General features: G+C 54.6%; 18 protein-coding genes and 1 pseudogene. 18 read left to right on the top strand and 1 reads right to left on the bottom strand.

Annotated features, from left to right (window positions below; translation table 11 throughout):
- Positions 1–50: 50 nt before the first annotated feature.
- The 12 genes from JI735_RS27250 to JI735_RS27195 all read left to right on the top strand — a co-directional run bounded on the left by JI735_RS27250 (position 51) and on the right by JI735_RS27195 (position 9,678).
- Positions 51–1,757 carry a DNA repair helicase XPB gene (locus tag JI735_RS27250; RefSeq protein ID WP_039835361.1) on the top strand — a complete coding sequence of 569 codons (1,707 nt, stop codon included), beginning with the start codon at positions 51–53 and terminating at the stop codon, positions 1,755–1,757.
- Positions 1,754–2,023: a hypothetical protein gene (locus JI735_RS27245; RefSeq protein ID WP_202676623.1), complete on the top strand. Its 270-nt coding sequence runs from the start codon at positions 1,754–1,756 to the stop codon at positions 2,021–2,023. Before JI735_RS27250 ends, JI735_RS27245 begins: the two co-directional genes overlap by 4 nt.
- On the top strand, positions 1,993–3,363 hold the full coding sequence (locus JI735_RS27240; RefSeq protein ID WP_202676622.1) for a helicase-associated domain-containing protein: 1,371 nt from the start codon (positions 1,993–1,995) through the stop codon (positions 3,361–3,363). Before JI735_RS27245 ends, JI735_RS27240 begins: the two co-directional genes overlap by 31 nt.
- Complete coding sequence (locus tag JI735_RS27235) at positions 3,360–3,698, top strand: hypothetical protein (RefSeq protein ID WP_202676621.1); 339 nt, start codon at positions 3,360–3,362, stop codon at positions 3,696–3,698. The genes JI735_RS27240 and JI735_RS27235 overlap by 4 nt, the downstream gene beginning before the upstream one ends.
- Before the next feature lie 73 nt (positions 3,699–3,771).
- Complete coding sequence (locus tag JI735_RS27230; protein ID WP_020432998.1) at positions 3,772–4,212, top strand: YlbF/YmcA family competence regulator; 441 nt, start codon at positions 3,772–3,774, stop codon at positions 4,210–4,212.
- A 39-nt stretch (positions 4,213–4,251) separates the two neighbouring features.
- Entirely contained in the window at positions 4,252–4,515 is a 264-nt protein-coding gene (locus JI735_RS27225; RefSeq protein WP_020432997.1) for a YlbG family protein, read from the top strand.
- A gap of 166 nt (positions 4,516–4,681) precedes the next feature.
- A complete protein-coding gene (locus tag JI735_RS27220) occupies positions 4,682–5,590 on the top strand; it encodes an EAL domain-containing protein (RefSeq protein WP_051051753.1) in 909 nt (302 codons plus the stop codon).
- On the top strand, positions 5,571–6,536 hold the full coding sequence (locus JI735_RS27215; protein ID WP_039835364.1) for a GGDEF domain-containing protein: 966 nt from the start codon (positions 5,571–5,573) through the stop codon (positions 6,534–6,536). Before JI735_RS27220 ends, JI735_RS27215 begins: the two co-directional genes overlap by 20 nt.
- Positions 6,537–6,635: 99 nt before the next feature.
- Positions 6,636–7,079 carry a hypothetical protein gene (locus JI735_RS27210; protein ID WP_325175549.1) on the top strand — a complete coding sequence of 148 codons (444 nt, stop codon included), beginning with the start codon at positions 6,636–6,638 and terminating at the stop codon, positions 7,077–7,079.
- A 75-nt stretch (positions 7,080–7,154) separates the two neighbouring features.
- Complete coding sequence (locus JI735_RS27205; RefSeq protein WP_046503094.1) at positions 7,155–8,054, top strand: LysR family transcriptional regulator; 900 nt, start codon at positions 7,155–7,157, stop codon at positions 8,052–8,054.
- Between the two features lie 143 nt (positions 8,055–8,197).
- Positions 8,198–8,773, top strand: coding sequence for a GNAT family N-acetyltransferase (locus JI735_RS27200; protein WP_039835368.1), 576 nt, complete (start codon positions 8,198–8,200; stop codon positions 8,771–8,773).
- 17 nt (positions 8,774–8,790) lie between these two features.
- Positions 8,791–9,678 carry a PHP domain-containing protein gene (locus JI735_RS27195; protein ID WP_202676620.1) on the top strand — a complete coding sequence of 296 codons (888 nt, stop codon included), beginning with the start codon at positions 8,791–8,793 and terminating at the stop codon, positions 9,676–9,678.
- A gap of 927 nt (positions 9,679–10,605) precedes the next feature.
- On the opposite strand, the pseudogene JI735_RS27190 reads toward JI735_RS27195, so the two are convergent.
- Positions 10,606–12,527, bottom strand: a pseudogene (locus JI735_RS27190) (Rqc2 family fibronectin-binding protein).
- Positions 12,528–12,718: 191 nt separating this feature from the next.
- On the opposite strand from JI735_RS27190, the gene JI735_RS27185 reads away from it, so the two are divergent.
- From JI735_RS27185 to JI735_RS27160, 6 genes are all read left to right on the top strand, one after another.
- Positions 12,719–15,538: a calcium-translocating P-type ATPase, SERCA-type gene (locus tag JI735_RS27185; protein ID WP_202676619.1), complete on the top strand. Its 2,820-nt coding sequence runs from the start codon at positions 12,719–12,721 to the stop codon at positions 15,536–15,538.
- 70 nt (positions 15,539–15,608) lie between these two features.
- On the top strand, positions 15,609–16,445 hold the full coding sequence (dapF, locus tag JI735_RS27180) for a diaminopimelate epimerase (protein WP_039835374.1): 837 nt from the start codon (positions 15,609–15,611) through the stop codon (positions 16,443–16,445).
- 47 nt (positions 16,446–16,492) lie between these two features.
- Positions 16,493–17,278 carry a HAMP domain-containing protein gene (locus JI735_RS27175; protein ID WP_051051755.1) on the top strand — a complete coding sequence of 262 codons (786 nt, stop codon included), beginning with the start codon at positions 16,493–16,495 and terminating at the stop codon, positions 17,276–17,278.
- Complete coding sequence (locus JI735_RS27170; RefSeq protein WP_325175641.1) at positions 17,197–17,556, top strand: methyl-accepting chemotaxis protein; 360 nt, start codon at positions 17,197–17,199, stop codon at positions 17,554–17,556. Before JI735_RS27175 ends, JI735_RS27170 begins: the two co-directional genes overlap by 82 nt.
- Positions 17,557–17,731: 175 nt before the next feature.
- A complete protein-coding gene (locus tag JI735_RS27165; protein WP_051051758.1) occupies positions 17,732–19,399 on the top strand; it encodes a spore germination protein in 1,668 nt (555 codons plus the stop codon).
- The gene (locus JI735_RS27160) at positions 19,389–20,594 is read left to right on the top strand and encodes a Ger(x)C family spore germination protein (protein ID WP_051051760.1); all 1,206 of its coding nucleotides are present in this window, start codon (positions 19,389–19,391) and stop codon (positions 20,592–20,594) included. The genes JI735_RS27165 and JI735_RS27160 overlap by 11 nt, the downstream gene beginning before the upstream one ends.
- Positions 20,595–20,604 lie beyond the last annotated feature (10 nt).

The raw sequence follows: 20,604 nt of genomic DNA, 5'->3' as shown, positions 1-20,604 counted from the left end.
TAGTCCCGAGCGGTCTGAATCATAACGATAACGCATTGGAGGGTTTTGTGATGAATGGAAGCGGAAAAGGAGCATGTATCATCCGTAAAGACCGGACGATCCTGCTGGAATGCGGACACCCTGGCTTTGAGGCGGCCCGGACGGCTCTGGCTGACTTTGCTGAACTGGTGAAAAGCCCTCCTGCCTACCACACTTACCGGATAACCCATCTATCACTATGGAACGCAGCGGCTGCCGGCAAAACAGCGCAGGAGATATTGAAGGTATTGAGCTTACTCTCGCGCTGTGGCATACCCGCCGGTCTTGAGGAAGAGGTTAGACAGCTTGTCTCACGTTACGGAAGACTGGAGCTGCATTCCGGTGCGGCCGGCGGTTCGCTGATGGTCCTGCGTGCCGACAATCCTGTGCTGCTCGACGAATTGGCAGAGCAAGCGTCTTTGCAGGAGCTGGGTCTGAACAGAACGGCTCCCCTGGAATGCCGGTGCCCGTCTGAACAACGGGGTCTGCTGAAGCAGGAGCTGACGAGGCTGGGGTTCCCGGTCCTGGATTACGCGGGCTACCGTGACGGGCAGGCGCTCAATGTGCCATGGAAGAAGGCTGCCGGAAGCGGAGCGGTGTCCGGGGAGTCCGTTGGCCTAAGAGACTATCAGGAGGAAGCCGTCCGCAGGTTCGGGGGAATTGGCGGCAGCGGAGGAAGCGGTGTGGTGGTCCTGCCCTGCGGGGCGGGCAAAACGCTTGTGGGGCTGGCGGTGCTGGAGAGCCTGCAGTGCGAGACGCTGATCCTCACGTCGAATGCCACCTCGGTTGCCCAGTGGAAGGCAGAACTGCTCAAAAGGACCGGCCTGGATGAAGAAGCCGTAGGAGAATACAGCGGAGTGAAGCGGGAGGTCCGGCCGATAACGGTGGCCACCTATCAGATTTTGACGCACCGGCGTTCCAAGGGAGGCCCCTTCGGACATATGAATCTGTTCAATGAACGGAATTGGGGGCTTATTATTTACGACGAGGTGCATCTGCTTCCGGCTCCGGTGTTCAGAGCCACGGCGGATATTCAGGCCACCCGGCGTCTCGGGCTGACGGCTACGCTGGTTAGAGAGGACGGGCGGGAAGATGATGTATTCTCGCTGATCGGCCCCAAATGCTATGAACTGCCCTGGAAGGTGCTGGAGAAGCAGGGCTGGATTGCGGCAGTCGACTGCATCGAGGTCGTTGTGCCCATGGGCACCGATATCAGGCACCGGTATATGTATGCCGGAGCAAAGGAGCAGTTCCGGGTTGCTGCAGGCAATCCGGCCAAGGCTCGGGCCGCGGCAAAGATCATAGCAGCCCACCCGGGGGCGGCAGTTCTGGTCATTGGTCAATATCTGGACCAGTTGGAGCAGTTAGCGGCAAGCCTGGGTGCGCCGCTGATAACAGGCAGGACTTCCCAGCAGGAGCGGAGCGGACTGTATGCTGCTTTTAACGAAGGGGCGATACGGCTGCTTGTGGTATCCAAGGTAGCGAACTTTGCCGTAAATCTGCCGGATGCTTCTGTAGCGATCGAGGTGTCCGGTGCCTACGGTTCACGGCAAGAGGAGGCCCAGCGCCTGGGGCGTATCCTCCGGCCGAAGCCGGGAGAGAACAAGGCCTACTTCTATACTCTGGTGTCCGGTGACAGCAGGGAGCAGGATTTCGCTCTGCGCCGCCGTCTGTTTCTGACCGAGCAGGGCTACGATTATGCCGTCCAGACGGTCCAGCTGGAAGAGGTAAGCCTATGAATGGCATAACGGCAGAAGCGCTGCTGGTGCTGCAAAAGATCGTCAAGGCCTGCGCCGCCAGGCCTTTTGCCGAAGCACAGGCTGAGCAGCTGTGTCCGGCAGCGCTCTGCCGGGCAGAGCTGCAGCTGGCACTGCTGGAGCTGCGGGAGGCCGGAATGCTGGAACTGCGGCAGAAATTGTGGGGGAGAGGCTGTATCAGATTCCCGAGAGCCATCTGCCTCCGCTTCATCGCATGTTGTTCCCGCATGAACCTGTACAGGCCGTAAATGCGATAAAAATGGACAAAGAGGCCGGACCCGAACTGTCCGGGGAATTGTTTCGGGCCTTGGCCTTTATTGCCGAAGAAGGGCTGCCGCTAACGGCAAAAGGGGCAATCCATAAAAAAAACATCAACCGGCTGGCCGCCAGCCTTACGCTGCCGGAGGAACCATTAAAAGGTCTGTTCCCGGCTGCCCAGCAGGAAGTGTATCCGTTCCCGCTCCCAGTGATGGTGATACTCGATCTGCTGCTGTGCCTGGGACTGGTCCGCCGGAGGGATTCGTTGTATCTGCTGGAAACAGAGATGCTGGAAAGCTGGCTGCATCTCTCCGGGAAGCAGATGTCAAGCCTGCTGTACGGATTGGTGCTGTGCCGTTACGGCCAGCCCGACCCTGCCGGGCAGCACTTCCGCTATCTCGTCTCCTCAGCCGATTATCCCCCCGGAATGTGGTTTGCCCTGCGGGATATTCTGGAACGGATGCTGGGAGCGGGACTTGCCCAAGACCAAGACACCGCAGCGCTGGAAGCTTCAGCACGGGGATGGCTTACAGGGCTGGCCGGGTTCGGCTGGTGCGAGCTGGGGAGTACGGAGGACGGAGCGGTTTGCTTCCGCTGGACAGCGGCCCGGCCGCAGCTTCCTCCAAACGGGGCCCCTGCGTTCTCTAGCCGGTGTATAAAGGTCCAGGAGCCGGCAGATGCAACGGAAGGAACCTTTGAGGAAGAGGATTTGCCGCAGCAAGATGAAGCTTCTGATTTCCCGGGGTTCATTGTCCAGCCGGATTTTGAGGTGCTGGTCCCTGCGGAGTGTCCTTACAGCCACCGCTGGCTGCTCGCGGGGTGTGCTGAGCTTCAGCATAGCGACGATCTGTGGAGCTACCGGCTGACCCGGGAGAAGCTGGAATCTGCAGCGGAGCAAGGAATGTCTCCGGAAGCTGTGATTTCATGGCTTGCCGATCATGCCCGGGGCGGACTGCCGGCTCAGGTGGAGCTGTCTTTGAGGCAGTGGAGTAAAGGCATTGGAAGGACAGAACTGGCTGAGGCCATTTTGCTGGCCTGCCGGTCTGAAGCGGACGGTAATGATATTGCCGCCCATCCCCGGCTGTCAGGGCTGCTTGCCCGTATCGGCCCGCTGCACTTCATCGTCCGCAGTGAGGATGTGGAGGCCGTGCGCAAGGAACTGGGGGCAGCCGGAATGGCTCCCCCAAGCGGATTGCAGGGCAGGAAGCGCAGCCGGGCAGGGATTGGCCGTTGGTTAACGGAAGCCGGACGGGGGATATCGCTGCATATGCTCTGCCGGTTCATGGGCTGTCAACGGGGCTGTTTGCTTTTGCTCCGGTCCCGCCATTGATCCCTTTGAATCTCCATGCCACCGAAGAGGCGGTGCTCACCGGCCTTGCGGCAGTGCCGCAGATGTGGATCAAGCAATGGCGGAAATATCACGCCACTACTGCCCAGAAGGTGATGGAACAGGCTGTGGAGTGGGGAGTGAAGGTCCGTTTGTCTATGGAAGGTGAGGTCTGTGAATTCATTCCTGCCCGAATCAGCCGCAATCCATGGGAAGTGCAGGGCACCCTGCTTCTGGCTAAGCCTGACCGTGTGCAGGAGGTCCGGCTGAATGCGGCGGATTGGCAGGAAATGCAGCTCATGATTCCCAAAATGCGGAGAAATTCCTCTTCTGCTTAGGCGTGAGGGTATGTTATGATAAGAGAGTCTACGATATGCGGTAGAATATTAACGCAGAAACGAGTTGAAGTTCATGAGCGTAGCGGAATTGAATACGGTTGATATGGCCGAGGTACTGACATACGCCTATGAATTAGGTGATATGATTAATCAATCCGCTGAAGTATCGGATTACTTATACTGGAAAGGACGGGTTGACGCCAACCCGGAAGTCCAGGCCATGATTAAACGGCTGCAGGGCAAAAAGGAGCTGTTTGAGGAGACACAGCGTTTCGGACATTTTCATCCAAACTATCATGCGGCTAAGGATGAAGTGACGGCGGTCGAGCAGGAGCTTGAGCGCTTCGAAGAGGTTGCCCGCTTCAAGCAGGCGGAAAAAACGCTGGATGATATGCTGCATTCGATGTCCGAAACGATTGCTTTTTCGGTATCGGACAGCATTAAGGTGCCAAGCAATGACCCGTCCCCCAAGGGTGGAGGCTGCGGCAGCGGAGGCAAGTGCTCCTGCGGATAGGCTTCTGATAAGGGCAAGAGAAAGAGAGGCGAAAAGCTGATGTTTGCGGAACGGACAGGATATATTGTATGGGTAAGTGATGTTAAGGCGGCACGCAATCTGGAGAAATACGGGACATTGCATTATGTTTCCCGGAAGATGCATTACGCCGTCATGTATGTGAACGCGGAACGTGCCGAGGAAGTGATGAAGAACGTCCGCAGACTGTCTTACGTGCGCAAGATTGAAAGATCTTACCGGAATGAGCTGAAGACGGAATACACCAGCAACGGACCGGACAAGTCCCGGTATTACGGTTTGTAGATTCCGGTCATTGAAGATGAAGCAGGTGCCTTGAGGCATCTGCTTTTTTTGCGGAAATTGGCGGAAAGCAACCTGTTCTGCGTTTATTTTATCGCTGCTTAATACTTGCGCTATATGCTGGCAAGAGAGTGACAAAATTCACGAGGAAAAGCATGCAGGTGACCTAATGACAAAACGAAAGACATGGACACAAAAGTTATTGGCAGCTCCCCGCTATCTTCAGCACATCCATGGAAGGCTGAGGAACGAAATGAAGGAGCTGGGAAGACTGTCGGCGCTTCTGGATATTATGGAGCAGGGGCGGCTGGATACTTTTTTTCAGCCGATTCTGCAGCTGGGAAACGGACGGACGATGGGTCACGAAGTGCTGAACAGACCTCCCCATTCCGCACAGTTTCCGACCACGGAGCATTTCTATGAATTTGCCGGCCGAACGGACCAGATGTTCAGATTCGAACACTACTGCCGGCGGATTTCGCTCTCGCAGTATATAGAACGCCTGCCCGATGCTGAATCGGGGACAGACCGGCTTGTATTTATCAATGTGCACCCGGGCGTACTGAACGATTCCAGGCATAGAAGCGGAGAGACGCTCAGTCTCCTGCAGGAGCTGAATCTGTCCCCGGAACGAGTGGTGTTTGAGCTTACCGAACGTCAGGCGGTGCAGGATTATGTCGGCTTTGAGAAGGTGCTCTCTCATTACCGCGAGCAGGGTTTCCGTATTGCCGTGGATGACGCCGGCTCCGGCTATAACAGTCTTAAGACTCTGGTATATTTGAAGCCGGAATTCATCAAGCTGGACAAGTTCCTGATCCGCGGAATTCACAGCAGCCGGGAGCAGCAGGAGCTTTTGGAGCTGATCAGTGAGTATGCCACCCGTTCTGCGACCCGGGTCATTGCCGAAGGCATCGAAACGGAGGAGGAACTGCTGTATTTGCAGATGGCCGGTATTGAATTCGGCCAGGGCTATGCGCTCGGAAGGCCCGGATATTCGCCTGAACCGGGAGCTTTTCCATCAGATTCACCACAAGTTTCTGCCGGAGGAGGCTGCAAGCATGTTTCTTCAGATCGGTGAAATTGCTGAACAAATTCCCGAGATCTCCATTCATCACAAGTGCGCCTATGTGGACCATATTTTTAAAAGCAATCCCCGGCTGCAGGGCGTGGCTGTGACAGACAACGGCCAGCCGGTGGCGCTGATTATGAGGATTCGCTTTTACCAGCAGATCGGTACGTTGTACGGCTTCACGCTGTACATGGGCCGCTCCATCGAACTGATTATGGATGGTTCGCCGCTGGTTGTAGAGTACAAAACACCGATTACAGAAGTCAGCAAGCTGGCGATGGACCGAAGTGAGGAGCATCTCTATGATTATGTGCTGGTCATCCGTGAAGGGGTTATGTTTGGAGCGGTGAGCGTGAGGGACCTGCTGCTTAATTTTGCCGAGATTCAGGCGGTGGCCGCAAGCTTTTTGAACCCGCTGACCGGCCTGCCGGGCAATCTGAGCATTAACGAATGGATGGTAAAATCACTGCTGCAGGAGCAGTTCAGTGTGCTGTACATAGACCTCGATCATTTTAAGGCTTACAACGATACCTACGGTTTTAAGGAGGGCGACCGGATGCTTCAGGCCACGGCGGAGATTCTGAAGCATTGCACCCTGCGGCTGGAGGGCTTTTTAGGGCATATCGGGGGCGATGACTTCATTATTTTTATCGATGATTACCGTTATGAGGAATACTGCAGGACCATTATAGCTGAGTTTGACCGAATCCTGCAGGGATTCTATCATCCTGGTCATTTGATGCAGCAGCATGTGCTGGCCGAGAGCCGGTCAGGCGTAGTAGAGGAGATTCCGCTGGTCTCCATCTCGATAGCCGTTGTAACGAACCGCTACCGTCATTTCGATTCCATTGAGGACCTCTCGGGCGAGGCGGCAAGGCTCAAGAAAAAATCTAAAATGATCAGAGGCAGCAGTTTTGTGGATGACAGGGATCTCTCTGCAAGCAAATCCGGGTGATTCCGGAAGGGGGAACGGGCGTCATGCTTGAACAACCAGCGTCAATGCGGTAATATTGACAACAATAAGAGCATGCCAAGACCCTTTCGGTGGAGTGTGATGATAATGCATGGCAAGGGGATGGAAATGTGGGGGGTGTACGAGCCCTTTCACATCATGCTGAATGAATACAGGGTGGCTGATATTGTCATAACCCCGCATGCGAGAAGCCGTTTTGCAGACCGGATGAATAAGGAAGACGGCATGGACGTGGATATCGGTGCATGGATATGGCAATGCGTGAAGCAGAACCGGGTAAGGCCTTATTCGCAAAGCGAATATAATGCTTACCTGATCGATAACGACACCTCGGTTGTGGTTGAATTCAAGGAACTGGAGGGTGTAACCACACTCTCCGGACATCCGCTGTATGTGATGGTTGTGGTGACCTTTCTTGGCAACATTTCCGTCACACCGCAGCTGCGGGATCTGAGAGGCTACTTCTCATGGCTGCACCATTCCCGCCGCATGAAGCTGATGAAGAAACGCCGCAGACGCAGGTAACACGCACACAGTTGCAGAGAAGGCATGCGGCGATGGCTGCATGTTTTTTTTGAATTTTATGAAGGAGTTTTGAGGATGAATTTTCACCAGCTTCATATCTTTTATACGGTTTCCGAGCGCGGAAGCTTCTCGGCCGCAGCGCAGACGCTGCATATGACACAGCCGGCGGTGACGATGCAGGTCCAGGCGCTGGAGGATTATTTCGGAGCCAAGCTGTTTGACCGTTCCAGCAAAAAAATTATGCTCTCCGAGGCCGGCCGCACCCTGCTGCCGTTTGCCCTGCGCAGCATCCAGCTGATGAGGGAGACTGATCAGGCGATGGCGGCTTTTACCCATATGCTTGAAGGGCGGCTGCTGCTGGGAGCGAGCCTGACGATCGGGGAATATGTGCTGCCGCGTCTGCTCGGTCCGTTCGGCAAGGCTTATCCGCATATCTCCATCATGATGAAGGTCATGAATACCTCGCAGCTGCTGGAGGAGATTCACAAGCATCAGCTGAATTTTGGCCTGATTGAGGCACCGGTATCTCATCCGGATATGGTGATTGAACCGGTCATGGGGGATGAGCTGAAGCTGATCGTGCCAAGGGAGCATCCGCTTGCCGGGAAGGACGAGGTAACGCTTGCGGAAGCGCTGGAGCATCCTTTTGTGCTCCGTGAGCAGGGTTCGGGAACCCGCCGGGTTATGGAAGAGCAGCTGCTGGCCAAAGGGCTGGACCCGGGGGCGATGCGTGTGGTGATGGAGCTGGGAAGTACGGGGGCCGTGAAGTCTGCGGTAGAAGCTGGGCTGGGCATAACCATTATCTCTACGTCCTCGGTTAAGCATGAGGTTGCCCTGGGTTTGCTGAAGATTGTTAATATTGCGGATGCCTCTTTCAAAAGACAGTTTTATGCGATTCACCTGAAGTCGACGCTGCTGCCGATATCGGCAGTTACATTTTTGACGTTTTTGCGTGACCGTGCAGGTGATCTGTAGGGAAGCTGGCAGTTTTGCACCCATGGTATCATGGAAAACGGACGGCTATATAAGTTGAACTTGAGAAATTCATAAAACGGGTAGAATACCCCACAAGGTAAAACTTAGTTCAACTTTTATAGCTTAACGGACGGGGGATATGTATGGCGGTTTTGCTTAAGGGTGAGAAGGTAACGCTGAGAGATCTGACGGAAGAGGACATCCGCACCCTATACTATTATGAGTTTGAAGCCGAGGACAGAGAGCATCTGCTCTGGAATGGCCCTTACGGTACGCAGGAATGGGAAAGCTATGAAACGTTTGCACCCAAATTTGCCGAGATTCTGGCGCTGACCTATACCGGTGAGCCCCGCAGCCGCCTGGTGGTTGAGATTGACGGTCAACTCAAAGGAACGGTAGGCCGGTATTGGGCGTCCAAGGTGACGAATTGGTTCGAGATCGGGATTGTGCTGTTTGACTCGCGTGATTGGTCAGGCGGGTATGGTACCGAGGCCTTCCGGATGTGGATGGGATATTTGTTTGATTCGCTGGATACGGTCCGGCTTGGAATCGGCACGTGGTCGGGCAATGTCCGGATGATGGGGCTGGCCGCCAAATGCGGCATGACCGAAGAAGCCCGGGTACGCAAGGCGCGGATTGTGCGCGGGGAGTACTACGATGCCATTAAGATGGGAATTCTTCGTGAGGAATGGGAAGCAGCCCAGGGCTGGAAAACTTGAAAGGCAGGGTGGAACCGATGGAACCTAAGGGCAGGAATAGCAGTTTAAAAGATCAGGCGGGCGGCGGATTCGCCGGCAGAGCCGATTTGCATACCCATACGCTGGCTTCAGACGGGATGCAGTCTCCGGCGGAGAATGTGCGGCTGGCCCATGGAAAAGGGCTTGCGGCGGTCGCAATCACGGATCATGACACCGTAGCCGGAGTGGCTGAAGCGCTTGAAGCGGGACGGAAATATGGAATCACCGTTGTACCCGGAGTAGAAATCAGCACACGCGCCGGCGGCAAAGAGATCCATGTGCTGGGGTATTACATGGACACGCAGCAGGAGCTGTTCTTATCCCGGCTTGCAGAGCAAAGGGATACCCGCGCGCAGCGGAACGAAGCTATTATTGCCAAGCTTCAGGCGTTGGGCATAGCTATTACAATGGATCAAGTCACTGCCGGGATTGGCCGTGAACTGAAACCTGATGAGAGCGTGGGCCGTCCTCATATTGCCGATGAACTGGTGCGTCTTGGCGCCGCTGTGGACATGCGCGATGCGTTCGACAAGTATCTGGCAGAAGGTGCAGCGGCTTTTGTATCGCCGCCGCGCATCACGCCGGAGCTGGCCTGCGAATGGATCGCTGAGGCCGGCGGCGCGGCGGTGCTGGCACATCCCGGTATTTACGGGGATGATGAGCTGGTCCGCGGCATAATTGAACGCAGCGCGCTGCGCGGCATCGAGGCGTACCATTCAGACCACAGCCCGGCTGATGCAGGGCGTTACCTTGCGCTCGCGGAAGAATTCGGGCTGTTGGTCACGGGCGGCTCGGATTTCCACGGTGCCCGCCAGGGGGTTGTATTCCACGGCGAGATCGGCAGCGTGTCGGTTCCTGTTGGCGTGCTGGAGCAGCTGCGGGAATGAGGCGGAAGCGTTGCCAGGCCGGGAATCAAGGGTAAAAATACCCTTGATTGGGCGCGAGCGGTGCCCGAAGCACCGCTATATAAAGAACCTCCAGCCACGGATGCTGTTCCGTCCTGGCTGGAGGTTCTTTTCGTTTAAATATTAAGAATTTATATGCATCGCGTAATAAATTATCCTTCTATTTCTCGCGGAAACGGGTACCTAAAAGCGACGCTCTGTATCGCTGCTTCGGAAGCATAGGCTCCTTTTAAGGACGGCATAGCCGTTTCTGCTTGAAAGATGCAGGAGGATAGGGCTCCATCAGCGGACTGAAGCGGACAGAGGAGCCCTTATTTTGCCAAAAATCTTACTTTATCTACAGTTACGGACTCAGGAGACGTTATAACGTTCGATGGAGCCTGGAATAAAGGGGAAAGGGAGAAATAAAGGCATCTCAGTCCGTTAGTCCTGCGGAAAAGCCGAATCTTCTATCCATAACGGCTCTCCTGTCCGCAACGGTTGCGGATAGATCGTGAAGGAATTGGGCGATCTGTCTTTACCGGCTTCTTCGCAGATGCTAGTTGGAAAAAGGGAACTTATTTTTCCGAAAATTAAGAAAAGCTGAGCTTTAAGTGGAAAAAGTAAATCTAATTGGGCCACTTTTCTGGTCCAATGGCGAAATGGGCTGAATTAGTGTCCCTTTTTCCACTTCATCTGCCCGAGGATAGGGTACTCCGGCAAATTAGTGTCCCTTTTTCCACTTAAAGAGTTGCCGTAGGATTCACGGGGAGTCGTTCTCCCGGCAACGCTAGAACCAAGACGGCTGCGCTGTCCCGTGTGGAGGACGGCACAGCCGTTTTGGTTCAAATATAAGAATTTATATGCTTCGCGCTATAAATGTTCCTTCTATTCCACTTGAGAGTTATTGCTGCATTCCTGCCGATACCATTAACTCTTCAGGGTATTCGGCAGGTTTTTGATCCGCTCCTCGTCGGGAGTGACGAACAGAGTCTTTTGATGGTCGTAAATGACGAAGCCGGGCTTCGCCCCGCTGGGCTTGCGGACATGGCGGATAAGCGTGCAGTCCACAGGGACGCTGCTCGATTGCTTTGCCTGGCTGAAGTAAGCAGCCAGCTGTGCGGCTTCCTCAAGGGTGGCGTCGCCAAAGGTCTCGCTGCGGATCACTACATGGGAGCCGGGAATGTCCTTGGTATGCAGCCAGGTATCGTTCGCCGAAGCGAGACGGTTCGTGACGTATTCGTTCTGCAGATTGTTTTTGCCGACATAAATATCTATGCCTTCCGAAGAAGTGAACACCTGCAGGGTGGGACGGGTAGCTTTTTTCTTTTTCTTGCCTTTTTTGCTGCGGTCGCGCAGGTAGCCCTGGCTCACAAGCTCATCGCGGATTTCCTCGATATCATTCAGGGAGGCGTGGGCCAACTGCTGAAGCAGCGTTTCTATGTAGGCAATTTCCTCATGGGTTTTGAGCAGCTGTTCGTTGATGACCAGCAGGCTGTTTTTGTATTTGTTGTATTTTTTGAAATAGCGCTGTGCATTGTCCGAAGGGCTGAGCAGCGGATCAAGCGGAATGGTGATTTCCGCCTGGTCCTCATCGTAATAGTTGACAAGCTTGGCTTGTTTGTCACCTTTGGATACGGCATGAAGGGAAGCGAACAGCAGCTCGCCCCAGATCCGGAATTGATCGGCATCCTGGGCTTCGTCCAGGTCCTTTTGCAGATTGGCGAGCTTTTTGACGTTTTTGCTCCGTTCATTGGTGAGGAAGCGGATCAGGTCGCTGACCCGCTGCTTCACCGTATCACGTTCGGCTTTATCCCCGTAATAATCCTCCAGACAGCTGCTGATGGAGCTGTAATGCTTCACATGGTCATCCGGAAGGGTCAGGGGAATCGCCGAGAAGACAGGTTTGCCTTTGGCATTTGCCCCGGACATCGGAGAGAATCTGCATTCCCGCACCGGTCCAAGCACAGTGTCGAAGGCTTGCCATAAAGAGGCCATCTCTTCTGTCCACGGGTCATCCGCTGAGGGTGAACCGGCAGGCGCTTCACCCGTGGAACCAGCTTCCGAAGCTGATCCGCCGCCGCGCTGCCGCACAATCTCTCCGGCAATCAGCGGGCTCATGCCGCTGAAGGCATGGACCATCCAGCCGGCAGGGTCGGCTGAGGGCGCGGGGCCGCCGGAGCCGTCCGCCTTCGGCTCCTCCAGCGATTTCAAGAGGCCGGCCAGCTCGCCCTCAATGATCTCTTCAGGCTCCTGCTCTTCGCCGGAGTCTGCCAGCAGCGCCGCCTCTTCTGCCGCCGCCGCAAGGCTCAAGAATTCCCCCTGCTGATATCCAGCGGGTTCAGCTTATGCTGCTGTGGCGGCTCGATATACGCGATGCCGGGCATAACATTCCGGTAGCTGCTGATCGTCGGAGTAACATGATGGATGCCGTCGATAATGATACCGGTCGCAAGCTCGGTAAGAATGATGTTGCTGTGCCGTCCCATCAGCTCAATAATGATTTTTTTGGCGGATACATCTCCGAGCTCATCCCGGGTCCGCACCTGGATATGAATGATGCGCTCCATCCCGACCTGGCTGATGCTCTCAATGGTTCCGCCTTCGCAGTGTTTGCGCATCAGCATGCAGAACATTGGCGCTTCTGGAGGATTAATGCTGTTTCTGTCAGTCAGATGAACCCGAGGATAAGTCGGGTTGGCCGACAAGAGCAGCTTGCCGCCACCGCCGGAACCGCGCAGGATGAAGATCAGATCGTGTGTGCTGGGTTGATATATTTTGCCGATGCGTGCACCGATAAAGGGCTGAAGCTCGTGCACGATCGCTCTGGTTACAATACCGTCTAATGCCATAATCATGTTCTCCTGTCGCCTGATAATAATATGCTCCTCTCTATGATGCCATACTTTGACACATTTGCGCAAAAGCAGAAGCGGGTGGAAGTGATATTTTGGGACGACCATGAATACACTTGGACATGAACAGGTGGAAAAGCTGTGCGCCGCCGGAAGTCAAGAAACGACCGGGAGGGGAAAGAAGAGATATGGAACAAAAAAGTTGGCACCGGCTCGGTGCAGAGGAACTGCAGAAGATGTTCGGCGTTCACCCGGAGTCGGGCCTAAGCGGAGAGGATGCCGCGCAGAGGCTGAAGGAGAACGGCCACAATGAGCTGTCGGAAGGGAAGGCGATATCCCCGCTGACCCTGCTGTTGAACCAGTTCAAGGATTTCATGGTACTGGTGCTCATGGGGGCCACGCTGGTGTCCGGCCTGCTCGGCGAATATCTGGACGCGATAACGATTGTCGCCATCATTATGCTGAACGGGGTGCTGGGTTTTGTGCAGGAATTCCGCGCCGAGCGTTCGCTTAGAGCGCTCAAGCAGCTCTCGGCACCGGCTGCGAAGGTGCTGCGTGGTGGCAAGGTTGAGCATATTCCCGCCAAAATGCTTGTGCCCGGCGACATCGTGCTACTCGAGAGCGGCGACCGGATTCCGGCCGATGTCCGCTGGCTGGAGTGCAGCGCACTGTATGCTGAAGAATCGGCCCTGACCGGTGAATCGCTGCCCGTCTCCAAGCATGCGGAAGTGATTCATGCCGATGAAATTCCGCTGGGCGACCAGAAAAATATCGGATTCATGGGCACGATGGTCACCCGGGGAACCGGCCGGGCGATCGTAGTTCGAACAGGCATGGATACCGAGATGGGGAAAATCGCCGATCTGATTCTAAATACCGAATCTCAGGAAACTCCACTGCAGCACCGGTTGGAGCAGCTCGGCAAAATTCTGATCTATGTCTCGCTGGGTCTGACCATTGTAGTTGTCATTGCAGGCATACTGCACGGGCAGCCTGCCGCAGCCATGTTCCTGGCAGGGGTGAGCCTTGCCGTTGCGGCTATTCCGGAAGGGCTGCCGGCTATAGTGACCATTGCGCTTGCGCTCGGCGTCCAGCGGATGATCAAGCGGAAGGCGATTGTCCGCAAGCTGCCTTCAGTGGAAACCCTCGGCTGCGCATCGGTCATTTGCTCTGATAAAACGGGAACGCTGACCCAGAACAAAATGACGGTAACACGGCTGTGGAATGCCGGACGGATTCTGGAAGTCACCGGTGAAGGTTATGCCCCAAGCGGGCAAGTGCTGGAAAAGGGCAAGCCCCTGGACCTGAAAAATGATCAAAATCTGCGGCGCATGCTCCAGATCGGCGCTTTGTGCAACAATGCTGAGATCATTGAGACCTTTCCCGGCGAGATGCGCGCCAGGCACAAAGGAAAGGAAAAAGGGAGCGAAACGGACAAGAATGCAGCCGGCCAACCGGTCTGGGAGCTGCAAGGTGATCCGACAGAAGGAGCGCTGGTTGCCTTATCCGCGAAAATGGGGCTTACTGCGCAGTCGCTGGGTGTAACCTATACTAGAGAGAAAGAGTTTCCTTTCGATTCTGAACGAAAGCTGATGTCTGTAGTTGTGAGCCATCCCGGCGGACGGATGATCTGCACCAAAGGCGCGCCGGATGTTCTGCTGAACAACTGCGCCTACATGTTGTGGGAAGGTGCAGTCGTGCCTTGCACGCCTACTTTGCGCCAGAAAGTCCTGGAGGCCAATGAACAAATGGCTTCAGGTGCGCTGCGCGTGCTGGGGATGGCTTATCGTGATATGCGTTCAGGTGAGGTTGCGGACAGTGAAAAGGAAGCGGAAAGCCAGCTGGTTTTCGCTGGCCTCGCCGGGATGATCGATCCGCCGCGGCGTGAGGTGCGCGATGCCATCAGCCTCACCCGCCGGGCCGGAATCAAGACCGTGATGATCACAGGGGACCATGGCACCACAGCGGAAGCGATTGCCCATCAGCTGGGCATTCTGCAGCGCGGCGGAACGGTGCTAACCGGCAGCCAGCTTACCCGGATGGATGACGATGCCCTGGATAAGGTGTCGGATAATGTATACGTGTATGCCCGGGTCTCCCCCGAGCACAAGCTGCGCATCGTCAAGTCCCTGCAGCGCCGCGGGCATGTGGTGGCCATGACCGGCGACGGCGTCAATGACGCCCCGGCGATCAAAGCTGCGGATATCGGCATCTCCATGGGCATCACCGGCACGGATGTCACCAAGGAAGCGTCCTCGCTCATCCTCGGTGACGATAATTTCTCCACTATAGTAGCGGCCATAGAGGAGGGGCGGAACATTTATGAGAATATCCGTAAATTTATCCGGTACCTGCTTGCCTCCAACGTCGGGGAAATTCTGACAATGTTCTTCGCCATGATGCTGGGGCTGCCGCTGCCGCTGGTTCCGATCCAGATTCTCTGGGTCAATCTGGTAACCGACGGGCTGCCGGCGATGGCCCTCGGCGTGGATCAGGCAGAGAAGGATTTGATGGAGCACAAGCCGCGCGGCGCCAAGGAGAACATCTTCGCCCGCCGTCTAGGCTGGAAAATCATCAGCCGCGGATTGCTGATCGGCCTGTGCACCTTGGCCGCTTTCTGGCTGACGCTCCGTATTGACCCAGGCAGCCCGCAGCAGCTGATCCGGGCGCAGTCGGTTGCTTTTGCCACACTGGTCATGGCCCAGCTGATTCATGTCTTTGACTGCCGGAGCTCCCGTTCGGTGTTTCACCGCAATCCGCTCCAGAACAAATATCTGGTGCTTGCTGTGCTCTCATCCGTACTGCTGATGCTGGTTGTGATGTACCTGCCGATTCTCCAGCCGATCTTCAAGACCGTACCGCTCAGTTTCCGCGAATGGTGCCTGGTGCTGGTCATGGCGGGCGTTCCTACCTTCCTGATGGGGGCGGGCAGCGTGTGGGGCGGCAAGAAGAACCGCAGCCGCAGCGGAGGCCGGACGATGATAAAAAGTACAAAAATTTCGGCATAAAATCAATAGCTTAAACCCATTCCTTAAGGTATGCTTGGTTCACAATACGTCCTTTAGGAGTGGAATCGCAATGGAATTTACCAAAATGCACGGCCTGGGCAATGACTTTATTATTGTTTTCGGCGAGCAGGAGCTGCCGGGAAACGCCTCTGAGCTGGCAGTTACACTATGCAACCGGTTTTTTGGCATCGGTGCCGATGGACTGGTGTATATCCTGCCGTCGGAACGCGGCGATTATATGATGCGCATTATGAATTCAGACGGCACCGAAGCGGAGCAATGCGGCAATGCGATCCGCTGTGTATCCAAATATGTCTATGAACACGGGCTGGTCAGCTCTGAGCAGATAGTGATTGAAACGATTGGTGCGGGTGAGCAGAAGGTAAGCTTGCAGGTGAAGGATGGCGTGGTGGAGACGGTTACCGTCGATATGGGCGAGCCTGTCTTGTCGGGAACGCAGATTCCTGTAGCCATTGATGCCGAGCCGGTGCTGGACCAGCCGATTGAAGCGGATGGAAGAGCGTTCAGATTCACTGCCGTATCCATGGGCAATCCCCACTGTGTGATCTATGTGGACGATGCCGTAGGCTTTGATCTGGCCGCCTGGGGGCCGAAGCTCGAGGTTCACCCGCTGTTCCCGAGAAAAGTTAACGTTGAATTCGCCACCGTGCTGGACCGCAGTCATGTCGATATGCGTGTCTGGGAACGCGGGGCAGGGCCTACATTGGCCTGTGGAACCGGTGCTTGCGCCACATTGGTTTCCTCGGTGCTAAACGGTCTGACCGACCGTTCGGCTACGATCAGCCTCAAGGGCGGCGATCTGTTTATTGAATGGAACGAAGAAGACAATCATGTCTATATGACGGGTCCGGCTCAAGTGGTATATACCGGGTCTGTAGAGATTTAATCAGTCTCCCTTTAGACTGGGATTCTTAATAAAAGAGCTGTTTTCAGGTGAAAGCTTCACTTGGAAACAGCTCTTTTCGTTTTGCGTTTATTGAAGTAGCACGCAACCTCGTTGCCACAGAACAGTCGGAAGCTGATGACCAGATTGCCATAGCACAGCAGCAGGCAGAAAATGTGAAGACCACCATCATTGGTATTGGCGTTATATCTTCGATAGCAGCAGCATTGCTGGCAATTCTGATCAGCGGGCAGATCTCCAATCCTATTAAGCTGCTCCGGGCAGCCGCTGCCAAGATTGCCGACGGAGATTTGACAGTTAACGAAATTCAGATCAAAAACAAGGATGAGCTTGGCGATCTGGCGGGTGCTTTTAATCAGATAGCAGGCAATCTGCGGCATTTAATTCAGGAAATCGGCACCCATGCCGAACAGGTCGCAGTCTCAGCCTCAGCCGAGGAACTGACAGCAGGTACTGAACAGACAAGCCAGGCCACTGAGCATATTGCCCACATTACAGAAGATCTGGCCCAAGGAACGGAACAACAAGTAGAAAGCATAAGCGGCAGCATGAAGATGGTACACCGGATGGAAGAACAGGCAAGCTTTATCGAACAGAGCGCCTACAGTGTAAATCAGTCCGCCATAAATGCTTCGCAGATTGTTGTTCAGGGATCTGATGCCGTCAGGTCGGCAATCAGCCAGATGTCATCTTTCAAGCGAACTCCAATGAGGTTGCGGAATCCGTTAAATCCCTGGGGGAAAAATCAAAGGAAATCAGTACGATTATTAACTTTATTAATGAAATTGCAGGCCAGACGAACCTGTTGTCTTTGAATGCCTCCATTGAAGCGGCGCGTGCAGGAGAAACCGGCAGAGGGTTTCCCGTTGTTGCCTCCGAGGTCAAAAAGCTTGCGGACCAAACCGCCATGTCCGGAAAGCAGATTTCGGAGGTCATTAAGAATATCCAGCTGGAGAGCGAAATTAGCGTGAATAATGTATTAAAAGGGGAAGAAGAGGTCCTTCTGGGAATCCGTTCCGTCACGGAGGCCGGAAAAGCCTTCGAACAGATTGAGCTGGCTATGAGCGGTGTGACCGCTGGCTGGAAAGTTTAAAATTAGCTGATTTCAAACAAGCTATGATCATAACCTGACTGACAGCAAGTCTCCGTTTACGGGGATTTGCTGTTTTTTGCGTAGGTGCCCTGCGGTCTTCAATATGGCTGGGCAGCCGAATAATGGCAGGGTTGAATGCAAATAATACCAACCAGTACTCGATAGGAGGCCTGAGATGGACACGAAGGGTCAATTGAAGCGCAGAGATAAGGCGGCACATACGGATCAAAAGGGTTCATCGCAGACCGGTAGGCTGACAGGGCTCTCTTTAGAACTGTCTGAGAGCCTGGCGAATATTCAATCCGAGCTTGGGAACAGCCCTGACCTCATCATACGCCAGATCCAACTGGGCGGTCCTCTCCGAATCCAGGCCGCAGCCGTCCACCTGAGCGGGCTGGCCGACACCACCGCCGTAAATCAATTTGTAATCGGCTCTCTCCTTGGCAACACGGAAAGTCTGTTCGTAGATAACGGGGAGGGAAGCGACGATGGAGGCCGGCTCCCGGCCATGATCCTGAGCCGGGCTCTGGAAATTGGGGAGGCGGAAATCAAGGAAGAATGGAAAGAGATGATGCTTGCGGTTCTATCAGGGGACACCGCCATTCTGCTTGACGGCTATGCGGCTTCTATTCTTTGTGCTACAAGAGGAGGGGAGTGGCGTTCAGTCAGCGAGCCTTCCTCCCAGCTGGTTGTCCGGGGTCCGAAGGATGGTTTTGTCGAGTCGGTGGCCACTAACATTTCCCTTATCCGCCGGAGAATCAAGTCTCCCAAGCTGCGTCTGGAGTACATGAAGATCGGAAGTGAAACCCAGACCCTTGTGGCGCTGATGTATGTGAAGGATATTGCGGGAGAAGATCTGATCAGTGAGGTGCGGGAACGGCTGGGCAAGATTGCTATGAATGAAGTGCTGGAATCCGGGTATATCGAAGAGCTGATTCAGGATAAGACCTTTACGCCGTTCCCCACGATTTATAATACAGAGCGTCCCGATGTGGCTGCCGGCAATTTGCTGGAGGGGCGGGTAGTGATTATTGTCGACGGCACACCCTTTGTCCTGATTCTGCCGGCAGTGTTTACGCAATTTTTCCAATCGGCAGAGGATTATTCGCAGAGATTTGATATTGCCATTCTGATGCGGATTGTCAGGTATATGAGTTTTATCGTTCTGATTTTGGGTCCTTCCGTGTATATCGCACTAACCACCTACCATTATGAAATGATCCCGACCACACTGCTGATTAATTTGCTGGCCCAGCGGGAGAATGTGCCGTTCCCGGCTTTGGTCGAGGCGCTGCTGATGGAGGGTGCGTTTGAGATCCTCCGTGAAGCCGGTGTGCGGATGCCGCGTGTCATCGGACAGACGGTGTCGGTTGTCGGAGCGCTTATTCTGGGTTCTGCCGTAGTTGAGGCTGGCATTATCACACCGATAATGGTGATTGTCGTCGCATTGACCGGGATTGCCAGCTTTGCCATTCCAGCCTATAACATGTCGATTGCGGGCAGACTTATCCGCTTTGCTTTTCTTCTGCTCGCAGGGATGTTCGGTTTCTATGGGGTCATTCTGGGACTGATTGTCATGGTGGCACATATGAACAGCCTGCGTTCCTTCGGCGTCCCTTATTTGTCGCCCTTTGTGCCGCTGTCTGTTAAAGGTCAGAAGGATACCATTCTGCGGCTGCCGCTCTGGCTGATGACTCCCCGCAAATCCCCGCAGCAAATGCGTGCCGAGCAGCCGGAGTTCATGCGTTTGACTACAGGGAATGAGGAACTGCTGGCCCCATGGATAGGCAAGGCGGACAACCCTCCTGAAGCCGCGGAAGGAGACCGGCCCGATGAACCATAGAAGACTGGGATTCTCCCTCTTGATCGCTATGCAAATGCTGCTGCCCCTCGTTCTAACCGGCTGCTGGGATAGTGTTGAACTCAACCGGCGGGCAATCGTTTCCGGAGTTGCGATTGACAGGGGGCCGTCGGAGGATCAGAAATATGTCCTTTCCTTTCAGGTAATCGTTGCGGAGGAAATCTCCGGGGAACAGACCAGAAGCAACTCACCGGTGGCATTATATTCCGGAAGCGGACGGACGATGTTTGAAGCGCTGGCGAATGCTTCGCGGCAAACTGCACGCTTTTTGTCACTCGGGCATATCAGGGTGCTGGTCATTTCCGAGAAATTCGCCCGTGAGGGTATCAAAGATATGCTGGATGTTCTGGAAAGGGAAAGCGACATGCGGCTGACCAGTCTGGTGTTTATCTCCAAGGATCAGCCGGCCAGCGAAGTGTTGTCGACCATGACTGTGTTCAGCAAGATTCCTGCCAACGATCTGGTTGAGAAGCTGGACACTACCTCGAAGCAGTTCGGCTACAATTACAAAATGGAGGTGGATGATGTAATCAGAGGCATCCAGGTCAGGGGAGGGGGGCCGGTTATTAATGGTGTTTTCACGACCGGAAACAGAGACCGCGCGAATTCGAATGACAACTTAAAAACCATCACTCCGGATACGATACTGAGAATTTCCAGATTGGCTGTGTTCAAGGATGATAAGCTCAAAGGCTGGGTTGAAGGAAAAACCGCGTTCGGTACGGTTCTTCTGCTTAACAAACTTAAAGAGTTTCCCGTGGTCATTAAAAATGACAACGGCTATTTGGCTTTCAATGTGTATCAATCCCAAGTATCGGTGGAGGCAGAGGCCAAGGACCCTGAACATCCTGTGATCATCATTAAAATCACCCAACAGGCGGCGCTCAAGGAATCCCCCAATTCACTTGATCTTACCTCGCCCGAAGTCCTGGAGAAGCTGTCGGGGCAGTTGACGAAGGAGGCCCGCAGCCAAATCGAAGGGGCGGTTGCCGCTGCCCGGAAGCTGGAAAGTGATTATATCGGCTTCGGAGAGGCCGTTGAACGGGAAAATCCTCACGGCTGGAAGAAGATCAAGGATCATTGGGAGGATATTTTTGCGGCCTGCGAGATCAAAATTGATGCGGACACCGTAATCAGACATACGGATATGCGGGGGAATTCCTTCCAGGTGTATTAACCAGACGGAG

The sequence above is a fragment of the Paenibacillus sonchi genome (assembly GCF_016772475.1).
Classification (GTDB): Bacteria; Bacillota; Bacilli; order Paenibacillales; family Paenibacillaceae; genus Paenibacillus_AQ; species Paenibacillus_AQ sonchi.
The sequence above is the reverse complement of the archived record's forward strand: the minus strand, read 5'-3'. Positions and strand labels throughout refer to the sequence as shown.